This window comes from Natronobacterium haloterrestre (assembly GCF_900112205.1).
Classification (GTDB): domain Archaea; phylum Halobacteriota; class Halobacteria; order Halobacteriales; family Natrialbaceae; genus Natronobacterium; species Natronobacterium haloterrestre.
Window position 1 is genome coordinate 379288 of sequence record NZ_FOKW01000003.1, and the last position, 17710, is coordinate 396997.

Here is a 17710-nt window from a genome sequence, read left to right on the forward strand (position 1 = left end):
TTTCGTTATTGGGACCGCGACGAGAACGGCTCGCCGAGCGCCTCGAGATCCACGTGTTCCGCGACGAGTGCGGCCGCCCGGTCGTACGGCGACGAACCGCCTTCCGCACTCGCCTGCGCTGACCTGTCGGTCCCCCCCACAGCGGGCAGATCGACGCCCGCCGACCGCGCGACCGCCTCGAGGAAGGCCCGTCGGACGTTCTCGTTGTCGAACAGGCCGTGGAGGTAGGTCCCTAGCACCGTTCCCCGGGCCGCACTCGAGTCCTCGAGCGGCCGTGTCACGTCCTCGAGCGCCCGCGTCCGGCCGGCGTGGATCTCGTAGCCGGAGACCGTCCCGGTCGCGCCCTCGAGCAGCGGCGTCGCCGACCCGTCGACGGCGACGGTCGTTCGTTCGAGTCGCTTCTCCGGGTCGAACCGGGTCTCGACCGGGAGCAGCCCCAGCCCCTCGACGACGTCGACCGAGCCGGTGCCCTCGAGCGAGGCGTCGGTGATCCGCTCGCCGAGTTGCTGGTAGCCGCCACAGACGCCGACGATCGGCCCGTCGAACGCGGCGAGCGCGCGATCGAACCCCGCCTCCCGGAGCGCGAGCAGGTCGTCGACGGTGTTCTTGCTCCCGGGGAGGACGACGGCGTCGGGGTCGACGGCGGCGACCGGGCCTTCGCTGGCTACGTCCTCGAGGTCGGCGGCCGAATCGACCGGCACGAACTCCACCGAGACGCCCGGCTCGTCGGCCAGCGCCTCGAGGTCCGTGGCGTTCGAGATCCGTGGTAACCGGGGAACGGCGATCCGGACCCGTCGCTCCGCCGGAACGCCGTCGTCGTCGCCGAGCGTCCCCCGCTCGTCGGTCGCGGGGAGGCCGACGCTGTCCTCCTCGGGGAGTCCGGGATCGTCGTAGGGGACGACCCCCAGGATCGGAACGCCGGTCCGGGACTCGATCTCCGCGATTCCGGGCTCGAGTAGCGACGGATCCCCGCGGAACTTGGTGATGACCGCGCCAGCGACCCGCTCGCGGACGTCGTCGGGGAGCAACTCGAGCGTGCCGTAGAGGCTGGCGAACGCGCCGCCGCGCTCGATGTCGACCAGCAGGAGGATCTCGGCGTCGGCGAACCGCGCGGTCTCGAGGTTCGCCAGGTCGCGGTCGTGGAGGTTGATCTCGGCGATGCTGCCGGCGCCTTCGGCGACGATCGCGTCGTGGTCGGCAGCGAGTCGGCGGTAGGACTCCTCGGCCGCCGCCCGCGCTCGTTCCCAGTGGTCCTCGTAGTAGGAACCGGCGGGAACGTGCTCTCGCGCCCGCCCCTGGATCACCAGTTGGCTCTCGCCGTCGCCGCGGGGCTTGAGCAGAACGGGGTTGCAGTCGGTCGTCGGCGTCGTCCGGGCCGCTCGAGCCTGGACGAACTGGGAGACGCCGATTTCGCCCCAGCGGTCGTCAGCCGCCGTCTCCGCCGCCGTGGAGCGAACGACCACTCGAGCGTTGTTGCTCATGTTCTGGGCCTTGAACGGGGCCACCGAGACGCCGCGGTCGGCGAGCAAGCGACAGAGTCCGGCCGCGACGGTCGACTTGCCGACGTGACTGGCGGTGCCGGCAACCAGCAGGGTTCGAGTCATCCGCGTATACTCGTCTGCCGGCGCGGACACTATCGTCCTGTCGGTTCTACCGGTCGGTCAGGTAGCGGCGCTCCCAGCGCGGGCCGGCGCGACTCGAGAGGACGTACCCGACGATTCCGAACCCGAGGCCGGCGGCGGCGAGCGCGGCCCCGGACGCGAGCGAGGGCGGTACGACGACGAAGCCGACCACCAGCGCGGGGACGAGCGCGACGGCGACGCCGACGGTGAACGCGCCGAACCGCACGGCGTCGAAGAGGAACTCGTTCGGGTCGAAGCCGGCGACGTAGACGGTGAGCCCGTAGTAGTAGAGGCCGTAACCCCCGAGCAGGACGGCCCCCACGACGGCATCAAGCGCCGTCGCATCGAACCAGACGACCGCCGCGAGGTACGGGACGAGGACGGTCGGCGCGCCGACGAGGGCGAACGCCGTGCGCTTCGCGCGGAACACGTCCTCGACCGCGATCGGGTAGACCAGATACGACTCGAGGTCGTCGAACTGGGTCAGCCAGTTGTACGTCGTAAACGCCGACAGGCCGAGCACGCCGCCGAAGAAGACCCCTGGCGCAGGCTCGATTCCAGTGATCGCGTCCACGATACCGACCAGCGCCGCGACGAGGGCAAACAGGATCGTCGCCGAGACCAGCGGCTTCCAGACGCCGCCTGACGACCGGGAGAGGTCGAGCAGCGTCTTCGCGACGAGCGCGTCCGTTCCCGACTCGAGCGGAAGCCTGTCGCTGAGCGCGGCGAACCGGTCGCCGACCGTTCGCGTCGGTCGGCCGTAGGTCGGGTCGTACGCGACGAGAGCAGCAATCGCGAGAAGGACGGTCCCGGCGGCGATCCCGACCGCGGCGAGCGGGCCGGCCTCGAGTGGAACGACGACGGCGCGAACGTACGGGACGGCCGTTCCGCTTCCACCGCTTACCCCAACGACGACGGCGACGAGGGCGACGGCGGCCGCGATGGCCCAGGTCGGAACGCCGCGGGTCCGGACCGCGATCGACGCGACCGTCGCGGTCATCCCCACCGCGAAGGCAATCGACAGCGAGAGCCACAGCCCGACGACGGCCGCCGCGATCGCCGCCGGAGTCCGGGCCGGCGCGAGGACGACCGCCGCCGCGGCCATCGGCAACACGAAGACGACGGCGTAGAAGAGTCCGTCCTTCAGCAGGAAGAGGCCGAGCAGCCGTCGCCGGGAGAGCGGGAGCGTCTCGGCCGAGCCGAGCAACAGCGACAGCTCCCCGAACACGTTCTCGAGCATGTCAGAGCCGGCGAAGGCCGCCGTCCCGCTGTAGAGGCCGAAGCCGGCCGCGAGGACGTGGACGCCGAGCAGGATCGTGCCGTCGGCGAGCCCGCTCTCGAGCAGGGCGACCGTTCCCGCGACCGCGACGGCGGCGACGACGAGCGGGAAGAACGCGAACCGCCAGCCGCCGAACAGTCGCGTGTGCAGCCGCCACTCCTCTCGCAGCAGAGCGACGAACAGGAGCCTCGCGTTCGACGACCGGTCGTCGTCCCCGTTCCCGTGTGCGTCCGTGCTCATCGGCCCGTCGCCTCGAGTCGCGGATCGCGTTCGGAATCGCCCGCTTTGCCTTCGATCCGATCGTGGGCCGACGACGGCAGGTCGCGGGCGTCCGCGTCGGTCACCTCCCGGAGGAACACCTCGAGCAGCGGGTCCGCATCCGCATCCGCGTCAGCGTCCGCGTCCTCGCCCCCCTTCGCGAGCGAACGTTCGGTCACCATCCGCCCGTCGGCGACGATTCCGACGCGCGTACAGATCGACTCGGCCACGTCGATGTTGTGCGTCGAGACGAAGACGGCGTTGTCGTCGGCCGCATATGCGACGAGGAACCGCTTGACCTGCTCCTGGACGAGCGGGTCGAGGTTCGCCAGCGGCTCGTCGATCAGGACCGCATCCGGCTCGTGGAGGAACGCCTGCGCGATCATCACCTTCTGTTGCTGGCCGCGCGAGAGGTCGGTGTGCAACGTGTCGAGTTTCCCGCCGAAGCCGAGCCGATCCGTCCAGCGATCGATCCGCTCGGCGACGTACTCCGGCTCGAGGTCGCGGACGCTGCCGACGAACTCGAGGTACTCCCGTGGGGTGAGGAAACTCGGCGGCGAACCCTGTTCCGGAAGGATGCCGACGCGTCGCCGTGTCTCGATCGGTTCGGCCGTCGGATCACAGCCGAGGACCCGAACGTCGCCGCCGTCGGGGGCTATTTGCCCCGTCAGCGCCCGGATCGTGGTCGTCTTGCCGGCCCCGTTCGGGCCGAGAAAGCCGAATAGTTCCCCGCGCTCGACGCGGAAGTCCATCCCGTCCACGGCGCGGACGGACCCGTACGACTTGCACAACTCGTCGACCCGAATAGCAGCCATTCAATCGCCTCGGTTCGCAGCGATCGGTTATATCGATGGCGACACCGGCGAACGGGGCGGCCGAACCAGTTCGGCCGACGTCTTCTGGCAGTCAGAACTCCGTCCCGCGGCGGGCCCGCTGTCCGTCCTCGATCGGATGGGCCTGCTTGCGGACGTTCGTGATCAGGTCCGCACGGTCCTCGAGGTACGTCGGCTCCGTGTGGCTCCCCGAGAGCACGAGTTCGAGGTCCGCGGGCTTGTCGTCGATCAGCGCGAGCACGTCGTCCTCGGCGATCAGGCCGCGCTCCGCGGCGTACAGCACCTCGTCGAGGACGAGCATGTGGACGCCGTCGTCGGGGTCGCCGTCGAGGGCGATCGGTTCGTCGAGGGTCGCTTCGGCTGCTCCCGCGAGCAACTCGCGGGCCCGCTCGAGGCCCGCCTCGGCCTGGGCCTCGTGTTTCTCCTCGTCGCTGCCGTCGGGCATTCCGTGCCAGCCGTAGTGGCCGAGGTTCTCGTAGCTGAACCCGGGCAGTGCGGCGATGGCGTTGTACTCGCCGCGGACGGCGTCGACGCTCGAGGCGCCGCCTTTCATGAACTGGAGCATGTGGACGCGGAAGCCGTGGCCGGCCGCGCGCATGCCCATCCCGAGCGTGGCGGTCGTCTTCCCCTTGCCGTCGCCCCACCAGACCTGGACGAGGCCGAACTCCTCGGGTGCCGACGGCTCGATGCGCTCCGGTTCCGGCGTTCGTCCCTCGCCGGGCGTGTCCTCGACCCCCGCAGCTGGCGTATCGTCGCTCATATCGGGCCCCTCGTGCCGGCGCTACATGTAGACACCGACCGGCCGGACCCTCGCGAACGCAGCGGCCGTCGGTTCGACCACGCACGTCATTAGGCTCCGCTCCTAACCCGTCCGCAATGTCACTCGGCGTTCCGTCGTCAGACGACGGGTCGGCGCCAGACCTCGCGGCGATAGTCAGCGCCCTGGACGACGACGGCTGCCGCGAAATCGTCACCGTCCTCGAGGAGCCGCTGACCGCCCAGGAACTGGCCGGCCGGATCGGCCTCCCGCTGTCGACGACCTACCGGAAACTCGACCGGCTGACGGAGGCGGGCCTGGTCACCGAAACGGTCGGGGTTCGGTCGGGCAGCCACCACAAGTCCCGCTACGTCGCCGACTTCGAACGGGTCTCGATCGGGATCGGCGACGACGGCGATTTCGACGTCGACCTCGAGCGGTCGAAGGACCGCTCGGTCGGCATCTGGTCGGAGATCCAGCGCGAGTTCTGACGCGTCCGATCGCGTCCCCTCTCGAACGTCGGTGCCGGAGACGTCGACCTACAAGTACTCGAGCGACGATACTCGCCCATAGCCATGGTACGCGTACTCTCCGACGAGGACGTCGCCTCGGTCCTCGACCTCGAGGACCTGCTTCCCGTCGTCGCAGACGCCTTCCGGAAGACGGAGGCCGACGAGGTCGAACGGCCGGAACGCCCCCACTACCCGATCGGGGCGGGACTCGAGTCCGACTCGAGTACGAGCGAGACGGCGGAGCCGACCGGCACCGGACTCTGTATGCCCGCGTACGTTCACGGGGCCGACTACGCCGCGACGAAGCTCGTGACGGTCGTCGAGGACAACCCGGAACGGGGCCTGCCGACCGTCACCGCACAGATCGCGCTGGCCGACGCCGAAACGGGTCAGCCGGTCGGCTACCTCGCCGGCAACCGGATCACGGGCGCACGGACCGGCTGTATCGGCGGACTGGCGGCCCGCGAACTCGCGCCCGAACCCGACGAGCAGGACACGCTCGACGTGGCCGTGATCGGCGCGGGCACGCAGGCCCGCTGGCAGACCCGTGCGATCGCCGCGGCGACCGACGCCGACCTCGAGTCGGTCCGGGTCTACTCCCCGAGCGACTCGCGGTTCGACTGCGCCGCGGATCTCGAGGCCGAACTCGACGCGTCCGTGGACGCCGTCTCGTCGCCCGCCGCCGCCGTCGAGGACGCGTCGATCGTCGTTACCGCGACGACGAGCACGGAGCCGGTGTTCCCGGGCGACGCCCTGGAACCGAACGCGCTCGTGATCGCCGTCGGCGCGTACACGCCGGAGATGCGCGAACTGGACGCGACGACCGTCGAACGCGCCGAGCGGGTCGTCGCGGACGTCCCCTCGGAGGCCCTCGAGACCGGCGACTTGCGGGAGTTCCCGGCCCTCGAGGACGGGATCGAGTCGCTCGGTGCCGTTCTATCGGGCACCGAGGGGTCGGACCGGGGAGACGGGATCGTCGTCGTGGAAAGCGTCGGCTCCGCGGTGCTAGACGCCGCGGCTGCGTCCTTCGTCTTCGATCGCGCGGCCGAGCGCGGTGTCGGGACGACGGTCCCGCTTTGACCGACGACCGTCGCCCGAGCCGCGAGCGTCGAGCGTCGAACCGGCCACGACACTAAAGTAACCTGTCGGCCAAGTGCGACGAACCGTCAGTAGATCTTTCAAACGGGCTGTCTGTATATGGAGACGATGAACACCGATCGCGTTCGCGACGCGCGACTGGACCGCAGGCGAAGATGCTGGCGCGCGAGCGAGCGCTCGAACAGCGCATCGGGGGGAGCGCGGTCGTGACGTCCCGCACCGTTCCGATCGTCGACCGCGTCACGGACGCGTTCTTCGCGCTCGACACCGACTTCCGGTTTACGTACCTCAACGAGCGAGCCGAGACCCTTCTGAAACGGTCTCGAGAGGACCTCATCGGCCGCGTCATGTGGGACGAGTTTCCGCAAACGGTCGAGACGCAGTTCCCGGACGGGTTCCATCGGGCGATGGACGAACAGGTTCCGGTCTCGTTCGAAATCTACCATGCGCGCCTGGAGACCTGGTTCGAGGCCCGGGCCTACCCCTCCGAGACGGGGCTGTCGGTGTACATGCGCGATGTCACCGAGCGCAAGCAACAGGAGACCACCATCGCCCAGCACGCGGCCGTCATCGAGGCGATCAACGACGGCGTCGTTACGCTCGACCGGAACCGGGAGATCGTCTCGGTCAACGGCGCGATGGAGCGACTGCTCGGCCGCGACCGGGAGGCCCTGGTCGGCGAACACGTCGAGGTCGTCCCCGAACTCGCTGGCATCGACGACGAGGACGCAGTCGAGATGGGACGAGCTATCGCCGACGTGGACGTTGGCAACGCCGACAAACGGCAACTCGAGGCGACGATCACCGACGCCGACGGCGTCGACCGGATGGTCGAGATCAGGTTCGTTCCGATCGAGGACGACGCGGCGACGATCGCCGGCGTCCTCCGCGACATCACCGACCAGCACGAGTACGAACGGGTGGCCGCCTCGCTGCACGAGATCACCCGCTGGCTGCTCGAGTCCGACGACCCCGAGGAGATCTGTGCGATCGCCGTCCACTCGGGCAGCGACCTGCTCGATCTGCCGATCAGCGGGATCTGGCTCCTCGAGGACGAACACGGCTATCTCGAGCCCGTCGCTGGCACGGCGGGGGCGTACGAGGAGTTCGGCGGCCTCCCCCGGTTCAACCCCGGCGAGGGACTCGTCTGGAACGTCTTCGAGGCCGGCGAGGTCGAGCGGTTCGACGATCTCGAGTCCAACGAGGAAACCTACAACCCCGAGACACCCCTTCGCTCGGAGATCATCGCGCCGATCGGTACTCACGGCGTGCTCATGACCGGCGCGCTCGAGCCCGGCCAGTTCGACGAGACCGACGTCGAACTGCTCTCGACGCTGGCGGAGAACATCCGTGCCGCGCTCGACCGGGCCGACCGCGAGCGGATCCTGCGGGAGCGCACCGAGGCCCTCGAGCGCCAGACCGAACGGCTCGAGGGGGTCGCCAACGTCCTCTCGAACGACCTGAAACAGCAACTCGAGACGGTCGCCGAGCGACTCGAGGACGACGACGCCGACGAACTGGGCTGGGAGTTCCCGCTCGCAGAGGACTCCGTCGAGACGACGCTCGACCGCGCCGAGCGACTGGTCGACGACGTCCGCGAGTTCGCCCGCAACGCCTCGGCGGTCGGCACCCGGAGCCGCGTCAGGCTCGACCGAGCCGTCGAAGCGGCTGCCAGGACCTCCCGGCTCGACGAGTCGAACGTGACCGTCGAACGCCGTGCCACCGTCCGGGCCGACGCCGACCGCCTCGTGAACCTGCTGGAGACGGCGTTCGACGATGCAGCGGCTCGCGACGGCGTCTCCCCGGGCGACCCCGGAGACGAGACGGCGGACGTAACGGTCCGGGTGGGTCTTCTCGGGTTCGACGATCCCGGCCGGTCCCGCGGCTTTTACCTCCTCGACGACGCGGCTGCCTCGCCGGAGACCGCTCGAGATCGGCTGCTGGCGTCCCCGGACGGGACGGGAAGCGGAGCGGGGGCCGCTGACGGGACACCCGACACCGGAACCGGCGCGATCGACGGTCTCGGACTCGCGCTCGTCCGCGCGATCGCCGAAGCCCACGGCTGGGAACTGACGGTCGAGACCGTCGAAGGCGACGGGACGAGCGAGTGCGGTGTACTCGACCACGAACCCAACTCCGACCCTGACCACGACTCGGACGAACTCGCGAACAGAACCCGGATCGAAATTCGGGACGTAACTACCCTCGAACTCGAGGGCAGCGATCGTCACAACGGGGACGAAGACGGCAAGCGGCAGCGAGACGGTCTTCCACGGCCCGGAGCGGGTCCGGGCGGTCCCTGACCGCCCTGTTTCTTGTTTTGCCCTGTCTCGTCCTGTCTCGTCCTGTCTCGTCCCGTTTCGACCCGTTTCGACCCGTTTCGACCCGTTTCGTCCTGTTTCGCTACGTTACTCCCAATTCCGCCCACCGCGTGCGATGCGCTACCTTCTCCGGAAGCTATCGCGCCGGTGTGTCGAGTTCGAGACCCCCCCTTACTCCTCGGGAACCGGATCGGCGGCGATGTCGCGACAGAGCTGACGGTACTTCCCCTCCTCGAGCAGTTCCGAGGTCGTCTCCGTGACGTGGGCCCGCAGCGCCGCGAGCCGGTCCTCGAGTTCGGCGTACTCCCGGCTCGACTCGAGTTCGGCCTCGGACTTCTGGGCGTCGAGCAGGGCCTTCTTCGACGCGAGCGCGAAGAACTCCCGAAGTTGGTCGTCGTAGGACGAACGCAGCAGTAGCTGATCGACGATCCGCAACAGCTCTTCTTTCGAGACGGGTTTGACGAGATAGTCGTCGAACCCCATGCCGACGATGTCGAAATCGGGTTCGATCGCGGTCACCATCGCAACGTAGCAATCGAGATCGTGCTCGCGGATCGTCTCGAGCACGGTATCCCCCGACAGCCCCGGCATCCGGCGGTCTAAGAGAACCACGTCGATCGACTCGTCGATCGCCGCGAGCGCGTCGTCGCCGTCGTAGGCCGTCCGGACGTCGTACTCGCTCTCGAGCCACGCGGCATAGAGATTAGCGAGGTCGGGCTCGTCTTCGACGATCAGTACGGACGGGGTGTCTGTGGCCATCGAGCGGAATCCTCCGGATCTGTCGTCCGGTCGAAGCACTCGCAGGCGGGCTATATCAAAATACCGGCACCGGAATCGTCGTCAGGGCAGCATGCCCCGGAAGCGAGTGCCCGCCGCGTCCGGACGGCTACGCGAGTTCGTCCTCGATCGTCGACCGCAACTCGTCGATCGTCCCGGCATCCGTCTCGAGCAGTTCCGTTCCGTCCTCGGCCTCGAGCGCGAGCGCCCCGTCGTCGGTGGCGGAGCCGAGTGAGACGACGGGAGCGACGCCGTCGAACGCCTCGCGGACGGCCGCCGGCTCCGCGGTCTGGATCAGCACGCGGCCGGGCTGTTCGTGGAACAAGGCACCGGCAACCTCGCCCTCGGAAACCGGGAGCGTCGCCTCGAGGCCGGCCTCCTCGGTGACCATCTCGGCGAGCGAGACCGCGAGCCCGCCGTGACTGACGTCGTGGGTGGCGCGGGTCGCGTCGTCGTCCGCGACCTCGGCGATCGTCTCGACGAGGGCGGCCGGCTCCGCCGGCAGTTCGGGGAAGGCGTCGGTCCCGTCGAAGCGGGCGAGGTACTCCGAGCCGCCCAGGTCGAACGCCCCGGACTCGAGGCCGCGGTCGCCGACCAGCAGCAGTTCCGCGTCGGCCTCGGGCGCGAGCGACAGCGGCGGTGCGTCGTAACCGGCCTTCGCGCCGACCAGCGCGAGCGTCGGCGTCGGGGGGATCGGCCCCGCCGCGGAGTCGTTGTACAGCGAGACGTTGCCGCCCACGACCGGCGTCTCGAGGGTGGCACACATGTCGGCGAGGCCGTCGACGATCCCCTCGAAGCCGCCGTAAACCTCGGGCTTCTCGGGGTTGCCGCCGTTGAGACAGTCGACCGCGGCCAGCGGCGTCGCGCCCTTGGCCGCCACGTTGGTCGCGTTCTCGAGTGCGACGGCGCGTGCACCCTCGTAGGGTGCCGTGTCGGTCCAGTTGGGGGCAGCGCCGGACGATATCGCGAGTCCCTGCTCGGCTTCTCTGACCGCGATGAGCGCCGCGTCGTCGCCCGGACCCACGCTCGTGCGGACGCCGACCTCGTGATCGTACTGGCGGTAGACCCACCGCTTCGAGGCCGTGTTCGGGCTCGCGACGACGGTCTCGAACGCCTCCTCGAGGTCCACCTCGGGAAGATCAGTCTCGGGCTGCTCGACGTCGACGCTCTCGAGGTCGTTCATCGGCGCACCCTCGCCGAGGAACTCGGCGTCGACGTCGACGACCGTCTCACCATCAAAGGTCGCGACGTAGTTGCCCTCGGTGACCTCGCCGATCACGGAGCAGCCGAGGTCGAACCGCTCGGCGATCTCGCGGACGCGCTCGACGTTCTCGGGGGCGACCTCGTAGCACATCCGCTCCTGGGACTCGGCGAGCAGTATCTCGAGGGCGTTCATGTTGGGCTCGCGCTGGTGGACGCGCTCGAGTTCGATCTCGGCCCCCAGACCGCCCTTGGCGACCAGTTCGCTCGACGCACCGCCCAGGCCGGCCGCCCCGAGGTCGCGCGCGGACTCGATCAGGTCCTCCTCGATCAGTCGCTCGTTGGCCTCGATCAGCAGTTTCTCCGCGTAGGGGTCGCCGACCTGGACCGCGGGCCGGTCTTCGGTTTCGGCGTCCTCCGAGAGGTCCTCGCTGGCGAAGGAAGCACCCCCGAGGCCGTCCCGGCCGGTCGCGTTGCCCACGAGCACGAGTTTGTTCCCCGGTTCCTGGGCCTCGGCGGTGACGAGCCGTTCCTCGCTTGTCAGCCCGACGCAGGCGACGTTGACGAGCGGATTGCCCTCGTAGTCGGGATGGAAGTCGACGCTGCCCGCGACGGTGGGGACGCCGATGCAGTTGCCGTAGTGGCTGATCCCCTCGACGACGCCCTCGAAGAGGTACTTCGAGTGTTCGCGGTCGAACTCGCCGAAGTACAGCGAGTCCGCCAGCGCGATCGGGTACGCGCCCATCGAGAGCGTGTCCCGGACGATGCCGCCGACGCCCGTGGCCGCGCCGTCGAACGGGTCCACGTAGGAAGGATGGTTGTGGCTCTCGATCCCTATCGTCACGTACGTCCCGTCGTCCCCGGGCAGCGAGACGACCGCCGCGTCGTCGCCCGGCCCGATCACGACCTCCTCGCCCTCGCTCTCGAACGCGGACAGCAGGGGCCTCGAGGAGCGGTACGCACAGTGTTCGCTCCAGAGGTTCTCGAACAGCGCCGCCTCCGCCGGAGTCGGTTCCCGGCCCAGCTCCTCGACGACGAGTTCGCGGTCCGAATCGGCAAGACTCATTCATCTAAGTGATGAAAGTCGGCCGGTAAAGGGGTTTCTATATACACGTTCGTGTATTCCAGAACCGCTCGAGTCCGCGGAAGAAGCGAGCGAGGAGAGTTACCGAGTGACGGCCGCGCAGGTGTCGAGCTACCTCGAGCCGTAGTACCTGTTCTCGTACTCGTCGGGTCGTTCGGCGGTCCTGACGGCCCGTTTCGAGGACGATTCGTGTCTCTGTGTGGGAGATCACGGCCCTCACATCGGACCCGAACCCCGAGCGTCGACGGCGGAACTCGAGGCTTGAGTGCTCCGATCGATCACAGCAAGCGGGAGGACCGAGGCGCTTTTGATCAGGCGAAAGAAACGTACGCACGTGCTGTCGGTCGAACTCCACGTCCACTCGTCGCTGTCCTACGACGGCCGGGACTCGGTCGAACTCCTCCTCGAGCAGGCCGAGGCCGTCGATCTCGACGCCATCGCGGTGACCGACCACGACGAGATCGACGCCAGCCTCGAGGCCGCCGAGCGCGCCGCCGAGTACGGCCTCGTCGGGATTCCGGGCATCGAGATCTCGAGCAAGGCGGGCCACATCCTCGGACTGGGCGTCGAGGAGGCGATCCCGCCGGGGCTCTCCTACGAGACGACGCTCGAGAAGATCCGCGAACAGGGCGGGCTGGCGGTGATCCCCCATCCGTTCCAGGAGTCGCGACACGGCGTGATGGCCCGCATTTCGCGAGAGGAACTCGCAAAGGGCGACGCGATCGAGGTCTACAACTCGCGGCTGCTGACCGGCCGGGCCAACCGCCAGGCCGAACGGTTCGCCAAGTCCCGGAACCTGCCGATGACGGCCGGCAGCGACGCCCACATCGGCGAGATGGTCGGCCAGGCGGTCACCCGCGTCGACGCCGACGAGCGATCGGCCGACGCGATCCTCGAGGCGATCAGCCAGGGGAAGACCTCGGTGGAGGGCAAGCGGACGCCCTGGCACATCAGCTTTCGACAGTTCGCCGGCGGGGTTACGCGCCGGGTCAGGAACAGCGTCATGGGGTTGATGCGATGACCGCGAGCGAGACCCTCCGCGGGGCCGACGCCGACGTCGTCCGCAGGGCCCTCGAGTCCGGCGATCCGTTCCCGGGAACGGCCGGCTTCGCGGGCGACGTCGATGGGCTGCTCGTCCGGGACGTCCTCGGGCGGGAGCCGCTGTTTCTCGAGGGTGCAGGCGGTACGGAAAACGGGCCGGAGTGGGCCTTCGAACCCGCCGCCCTCGAGGATCCGGTTCCGTTCCCGGCGGGCGGCGTTCTCGAGACGACCGACCTCGGAGACACACCGATCGAGGGGGTCGACGACCACTGGACGCTTCCGGACCCCGAACCCGACACCGACACCGACACCGACGATCCCGAGGCCGCCCTCGAGGCGCTCGAGGACGCCATCCGGCGGGCGGCCGACGAGGCGCTCGCGAGCGACCGCGAGATCGCCGTCGCCTTCTCGGGCGGCGTCGACTCGGCGCTGGTCGCCGAACTCCTCGACGCCCCGCTGTACGTCGTCGGCTTCCCGAACAGCCACGACGTCGAGGCCGCCCGGACGGCCGCCGAGGCGATGGGCCGCGAGTTGACGGTCGTCGAACTCGAGCCCGCGGACCTCGAGCGGGCCGTCCCCGAGATCGCCCGCGCGACCGGGCGGACGAACGCGATGGACGTCCAGATTGCACTGCCGCTGTACCTGGTCGGCGAGCGGGTCGCGGCCGACGGATTCGACGCGCTCGCGGTCGGCCAGGGCGCGGACGAACTGTTCGGCGGCTACGAGAAGGTCGTCCGGCTGGACCACCGCGTCGAGGCCGAGACGACCCGCGGCGCAGTGCGCGAACAGATCCGTAGCCTGCCCGACCAGCTCCCCCGGGACGTGCTCGCGATCCGGGCGACCGGCCTCGAGCCCGTCGCGCCGCTGTTGCACGATGCAGTCGTCGACGCTGCACTGGGGCTGCCGGACGAGTTACTCGCCGACGAGGAGACCCGAAAGCGCGGCTTCCGCCGAGTGGCGACGCGGTATCTCCCCGACGAGGTCGCCGAGAGGGACAAGAAGGCCGTCCAGTACGGGAGCCTCGTCGCCCGCGAACTGGACCGACTCGCCCGCCAGGCGGGCTACAAACGGCGGATGGACGACCACGTGACGAAGTACGTGGCGTCGCTGCTCGAGGATTCGGACGACACGGCTACGGCGGGCGAAACGTAACCGCGAGCGACGAAAACGATTTTCGGCGGATTCACGCCGTCAGGCAGACCGGTTCGCCCAGGGGACGAGCCACCGGTCGAGCCGACCGACCGCGGCCGTCGACGCCGCGCCCAGGGCCGCGATCGAGAGCATGCCGACGACGATGTGAGGGTACGAGCCGCCCGTGTAAGCGGACCACGTCAGGTAGCCCAGGCCGCTGCCGCCCGCGAGCATCTCCGCGGCCACGAGGTTGAGCCACGCCAGCCCCATCCCGACGGAGAGCCCGGTCGTGATCGACGGCAACGCGCCCGGCACGGCGACGTGGCGGAACGTCGACGCCGAGTCGGTGCCCAGCGACCGGGCCGCCTTCGCGTACTCCCGGTCGACGCTCCGGCCCCCCTCGAGCGCGTTCAGCAGGATGGGGAAGAACGCGCCCAGGAAGGTGATGAACATGATCCCGGGTTCGGTGCCGGGGATCAACAGGATCACCGCGGGAATCCACGCGATCGGCGGGATCGGCCGGAGCAACTCGAGCGCCGGCAGCGTCAGGTCGGCGAACGGATCGTGCCACCCCGCGAGCAACCCGACGGGGACGGCGAGCGCGACAGCGAGGAGGAAGGGAACGTACACCCGGACGGCGCTCGTGGCGGCCGAGGCGAGAAACGACGGGTCGGTCGCCACGGTTGCGGCGGCACCGGCGACGACCGGCGGCGTGGGCAGGCCGGGCGCGACGGTCGCACCGACGAGCCACCAGACGGTCCCGAGTCCGAGCAGCGACGTCGCCGGGCCGATCCGGTCGCCGGTCACGGGGATCCGCCTCCGCCGGAGCTGTCGGCTGCGTCGTCCCCGTCGCCGTCGTCACCGCCGTCCGCGAGAGTCGCGGGCCGCGCTCCCGCCTCGGCCGCGAACTCCGAGCCGGCCTCGTCGTGGATCGACGCCAGCAGCCGCCGCTTCAGGTCGGTGAAGGCCTCGGTCGTCCGGGCGTCGTGGCCTCGAGGCCGCTCCAGCGGGACGTCGACGACCGTCTTGACGGTTCCCGGCCGGGCCGTCATGACGACCACGCGGTCGGCAAGCAGGATCGCCTCCTCGACGTCGTGGGTGACGAAAAGCGCCGTCGCGTCCGTCTCCCGCCAGGCCGACAGCAGTTCGACCTGCATGCGCTGTTTCGTCATCGCGTCGAGCGCGCTGAACGGCTCGTCCATCAGCATGATCGACGGCTCGTTTGCGAGCAGGCGGGCGAGTTCCGCCCGCTGGGCCATCCCGCCCGACAGGTCGCTCGGATAGGAGTCGGCGAACGAGGACAGCCCCATCCGCTCGAGCAGTTCGGGCACTCGATCGGTCGAGCGACCCCGCACGGACGGCCCGAACGCGACGTTCTCACGGACGGTCTTCCAGGGGAACAGCCGATTCTCCTGGAAGACGACCCCGCGGCTCGGATCGGGCCCGGTCACGGGGTCGCCGTCGACCGTGACCCGGCCCTCGGTCGGTTCGACGTGACCGGCGACGCAGTCGAGCAGGGTGCTCTTCCCGCAGCCAGAGGGGCCGAGCACGGTCACGAACTCGCCGGGTTCGATCTCGAGGTCCAGATCGTCGACGGCGACGACCCGCTCGTCGTCGGCCTCGCCGCCGTAGGTCTTGGTCAGCCCCTCGATGGCGATCCGACCGCCAGAGGATTCGCGACCGGGGCTCATCGCGTCACCCCCGTCGGCGCGCCCTCGAGCCAGGGAGCCGCCCGCTCGACGGCGGCCGACAGCAGGGCCGTCGAGGCAGCGCCGAGGAACCCGACGGCGATCATGCCGACGACCACCGATTCGACGTCGATCAGCCGGTAGGCCTGGAAGACGACGTGGCCGAGCCCGTACTCGCCGGTGATCATCTCCGCGGCGATGACCGTCACCCAGCCGAGACCGACGCCGATGGTGACGCCGGTGAAGATTGCCGGGAGCGCCGACGGCAACACGACGTGACGAAGCACCTCGCGGTCGCCCGCGCCGAGGCTCGCCGCGGCACGGCGATACTCGTCGTCGACCGATCGAACGCCGTTGACTGTGTTGACTAGCACGGGGAAGAACGCCCCGAGGAACACCACGAATACGACGCCGAGCCGAACGGTGGGGAAGATCACGAGTACCAGCGGCACCCACGCGATCGGCGGAATCGGCCGCAGGAACTCGAGTGCCGGCAGCAGGAACCGCTCCCAGCGGCGCTGCGTGCCGATCACCAGCCCCAGCGGGATGGCGACCGTGACCGCGACCGCCACCCCGGCGAGCACGCGCGCCGTCGTGTAGGCGGCGTGCAGGTAGATCGTGCCGCCGTCGGCAACCGGTTCGCCGGTCAGGTGAGCGGCGACGGCGGCGGCCGTCTCGACCGGCGAGACGAAGAAGGCGAACCCGGCGACGCCGAACCGGACCAGCGCCCACCAGATCGCAAACACCGCGAGCACCGAGACGGCGCGGCGAGCGGAGCGCGGGACCGCCTCGAGACGGCGGGCGAACGTCGTCGCGCCGGTCGCGGCGGACCGGCGAACGCGGGCGACGGTCGCGGCCCCGCTCACGATCGATCACCCGCGCGGCGGGGGTTCCAGTCGACCTCCGACTCGAGGTCGTCGGCCGCCTCCGACAGCAGGTCCGTGTCGTACCGGTCGCTCGGCGGCGTCCGATCGATCACCTCGGCCTCCTCGAGCAGGAACTCGGGGCCGGTGTCGGTAAGCAGGTCCCGGGCCGGCCCGACTGCGGAGAAGTCGGTGTAGAACCGCTGTCGGTCGACCTCGGGGTTGACCTCGAGGTTCTCGTACAGCGTCGTCCGGACCGTCTCGCGCTCGAGGTCGCGGCTCAGTTCCGACTCCTCCATCCCCAGATCCAGCGCGCGGTCGGGTTCGGTCGCGAGCAGGTGTTTGGCCTCGAGTTCGGCCTTCAGCCACCCCTTCGCGACCTCGGGCCGGTCCTCGATCAGCGAGTCGGGCATGACGAGCGCCCCCAGGTCGGGTTCGTCGTAGTCGGCGCCGGTGAACAGGTAGCGCCCGGACGAGGCCTGGTCGACGACGCGGGCCATCGAGGGCTCCCAGCCGAAGGCGACGTCGATCGACCCCTCGCGCAGGTTCGTGACGATCGTGTTGATGTCCTGGTCCCTGATCGTCACGTCGATGTCCTCCTGCTCGAGGACGGTCAGCAGGAAGCGATGCGAGAGCGTCCCCTGGGTGACGTTGACCTCGCGACCGTCCAGATCCGCAGCCGACTCGAGGTCCGCGTCCTCGTGGACGACACAGAGGTTGCCCTGCTGGCCCATCGAGTAGCCGCTCAGCCCGACGATCCGGATCGGCGTGTCGTCGTTCGCCGCGGCGATGATCGCCGGGTTGTCGCCCATGTACCCCAGGTCGGTCTGGCCGGAGATGAGCCGGTTGACCGTCGGGGCACCCTGCAACACGGCGTGCCACTCGACGTCGTACCCGTCCGGGAGGTGTTTCTCCCAGAGTTCGCCGTGGCGGATCACCAGCGCGGAGAAGGCCTCGCTGTAGTAGGGATGGTAGTCGACGGTGATCGTCTCGGAGCCCCCGACGGCACCGCCCAGACAGCCGGCGACGCCGGAGAGGCCGACGGCCGCGCCCGCCGCGCCGACGGTTTCGAGCACGCTTCGCCGCGAGCGTCCGCTGCCGTCGTCGCCGTTTCCTGCTCCACGCTCGAGAGGGGGGCGTGACCGATCGTCCCGCCCGGATCGTTCTCGTTCCATACCCGTTCCTCTCGCCACCGGGTCAAAGCGGCGCTGAAGGTGGTGACGCTCGCCTCCGCTCGGGGATTCGG

15 protein-coding genes are annotated in these 17710 nt (G+C 69.6%); 5 read left to right on the forward strand and 10 right to left on the reverse strand.

The genetic code is table 11. The features are described from left to right. Window positions 1-5: 5 nt before the first annotated feature. From BM113_RS08335 to BM113_RS08350, 4 genes are all read right to left on the reverse strand, one after another. The gene (locus BM113_RS08335) at window positions 6-1604 is read right to left on the reverse strand and encodes a cobyric acid synthase (RefSeq protein ID WP_089786988.1); all 1599 of its coding nucleotides are present in this window, start codon (window positions 1602-1604) and stop codon (window positions 6-8) included. Window positions 1605-1650: 46 nt separating this feature from the next. Beyond that, complete coding sequence (locus tag BM113_RS08340) at window positions 1651-3141, reverse strand: hypothetical protein (protein WP_089786990.1); 1491 nt, start codon at window positions 3139-3141, stop codon at window positions 1651-1653. Further along, window positions 3138-3974, reverse strand: coding sequence for an ABC transporter ATP-binding protein (locus BM113_RS08345; RefSeq protein ID WP_089786991.1), 837 nt, complete (start codon window positions 3972-3974; stop codon window positions 3138-3140). The genes BM113_RS08340 and BM113_RS08345 overlap by 4 nt, the downstream gene beginning before the upstream one ends. A gap of 91 nt (window positions 3975-4065) precedes the next feature. Next, a complete protein-coding gene (locus BM113_RS08350; protein WP_089786993.1) occupies window positions 4066-4752 on the reverse strand; it encodes a cob(I)yrinic acid a,c-diamide adenosyltransferase in 687 nt (228 codons plus the stop codon). 116 nt (window positions 4753-4868) lie between these two features. Here BM113_RS08350 and BM113_RS08355 point away from each other — a divergent pair, with 116 nt between their 5' ends. From BM113_RS08355 to BM113_RS08365, 3 genes are all read left to right on the forward strand, one after another. Next, window positions 4869-5240: a winged helix-turn-helix domain-containing protein gene (locus tag BM113_RS08355; protein ID WP_089786994.1), complete on the forward strand. Its 372-nt coding sequence runs from the start codon at window positions 4869-4871 to the stop codon at window positions 5238-5240. A gap of 84 nt (window positions 5241-5324) precedes the next feature. After that, on the forward strand, window positions 5325-6341 hold the full coding sequence (locus BM113_RS08360) for an ornithine cyclodeaminase family protein (RefSeq protein WP_089786996.1): 1017 nt from the start codon (window positions 5325-5327) through the stop codon (window positions 6339-6341). A 173-nt stretch (window positions 6342-6514) separates the two neighbouring features. Further along, on the forward strand, window positions 6515-8662 hold the full coding sequence (locus tag BM113_RS08365; RefSeq protein ID WP_089786998.1) for a PAS domain-containing sensor histidine kinase: 2148 nt from the start codon (window positions 6515-6517) through the stop codon (window positions 8660-8662). A 189-nt stretch (window positions 8663-8851) separates the two neighbouring features. Here BM113_RS08365 and BM113_RS08370 read toward each other — a convergent pair whose 3' ends face one another. Next, window positions 8852-9439, reverse strand: a complete 588-nt coding sequence (locus BM113_RS08370) for a response regulator transcription factor (protein ID WP_007142682.1) — start codon at window positions 9437-9439, stop codon at window positions 8852-8854. Window positions 9440-9566: 127 nt separating this feature from the next. Beyond that, window positions 9567-11723 (reverse strand): phosphoribosylformylglycinamidine synthase subunit PurL, encoded by a 2157-nt coding sequence (purL, locus tag BM113_RS08375; RefSeq protein WP_089786999.1) that lies wholly within the window; start codon window positions 11721-11723, stop codon window positions 9567-9569. Between the two features lie 352 nt (window positions 11724-12075). Here purL and BM113_RS08380 point away from each other — a divergent pair, with 352 nt between their 5' ends. After that, complete coding sequence (locus BM113_RS08380; protein WP_089787001.1) at window positions 12076-12762, forward strand: CehA/McbA family metallohydrolase; 687 nt, start codon at window positions 12076-12078, stop codon at window positions 12760-12762. Beyond that, window positions 12759-13934: an asparagine synthase C-terminal domain-containing protein gene (locus BM113_RS08385; protein WP_089787003.1), complete on the forward strand. Its 1176-nt coding sequence runs from the start codon at window positions 12759-12761 to the stop codon at window positions 13932-13934. Before BM113_RS08380 ends, BM113_RS08385 begins: the two co-directional genes overlap by 4 nt. A 39-nt stretch (window positions 13935-13973) precedes the next feature. Here BM113_RS08385 and BM113_RS08390 read toward each other — a convergent pair whose 3' ends face one another. From BM113_RS08390 to BM113_RS08405, 4 genes are read right to left on the reverse strand one after another with little or no spacing between them, the layout of a single operon-like run. Beyond that, a complete protein-coding gene (locus tag BM113_RS08390; RefSeq protein ID WP_089787005.1) occupies window positions 13974-14720 on the reverse strand; it encodes an ABC transporter permease in 747 nt (248 codons plus the stop codon). Then, window positions 14717-15604, reverse strand: coding sequence for an ABC transporter ATP-binding protein (locus BM113_RS08395; RefSeq protein WP_089787008.1), 888 nt, complete (start codon window positions 15602-15604; stop codon window positions 14717-14719). Before BM113_RS08395 ends, BM113_RS08390 begins: the two co-directional genes overlap by 4 nt. Continuing rightward, window positions 15601-16467, reverse strand: a complete 867-nt coding sequence (locus tag BM113_RS08400) for an ABC transporter permease (RefSeq protein WP_089787010.1) — start codon at window positions 16465-16467, stop codon at window positions 15601-15603. The genes BM113_RS08395 and BM113_RS08400 overlap by 4 nt, the downstream gene beginning before the upstream one ends. After that, complete coding sequence (locus BM113_RS08405; RefSeq protein ID WP_089787012.1) at window positions 16464-17639, reverse strand: ABC transporter substrate-binding protein; 1176 nt, start codon at window positions 17637-17639, stop codon at window positions 16464-16466. The genes BM113_RS08400 and BM113_RS08405 overlap by 4 nt, the downstream gene beginning before the upstream one ends. Window positions 17640-17710: the final 71 nt, after the last annotated feature.

Coding starts and splice junctions, on each gene's coding strand:
- BM113_RS08335 (WP_089786988.1), bottom strand. CDS start 1,604: ATGACTCGAACCCTGCTGGTTGCCGGCACCGCCAGTCACGTCGGCAAG.
- BM113_RS08340 (WP_089786990.1), bottom strand. CDS start 3,141: ATGAGCACGGACGCACACGGGAACGGGGACGACGACCGGTCGTCGAAC.
- BM113_RS08345 (WP_089786991.1), bottom strand. CDS start 3,974: ATGGCTGCTATTCGGGTCGACGAGTTGTGCAAGTCGTACGGGTCCGTC.
- BM113_RS08350 (WP_089786993.1), bottom strand. CDS start 4,752: ATGAGCGACGATACGCCAGCTGCGGGGGTCGAGGACACGCCCGGCGAG.
- BM113_RS08355 (WP_089786994.1), top strand. CDS start 4,869: ATGTCACTCGGCGTTCCGTCGTCAGACGACGGGTCGGCGCCAGACCTC.
- BM113_RS08360 (WP_089786996.1), top strand. CDS start 5,325: ATGGTACGCGTACTCTCCGACGAGGACGTCGCCTCGGTCCTCGACCTC.
- BM113_RS08365 (WP_089786998.1), top strand. CDS start 6,515: ATGCTGGCGCGCGAGCGAGCGCTCGAACAGCGCATCGGGGGGAGCGCG.
- BM113_RS08370 (WP_007142682.1), bottom strand. CDS start 9,439: ATGGCCACAGACACCCCGTCCGTACTGATCGTCGAAGACGAGCCCGAC.
- purL (WP_089786999.1), bottom strand. CDS start 11,723: ATGAGTCTTGCCGATTCGGACCGCGAACTCGTCGTCGAGGAGCTGGGC.
- BM113_RS08385 (WP_089787003.1), top strand. CDS start 12,759: ATGACCGCGAGCGAGACCCTCCGCGGGGCCGACGCCGACGTCGTCCGC.
- BM113_RS08395 (WP_089787008.1), bottom strand. CDS start 15,604: ATGAGCCCCGGTCGCGAATCCTCTGGCGGTCGGATCGCCATCGAGGGG.
- BM113_RS08405 (WP_089787012.1), bottom strand. CDS start 17,639: ATGGAACGAGAACGATCCGGGCGGGACGATCGGTCACGCCCCCCTCTC.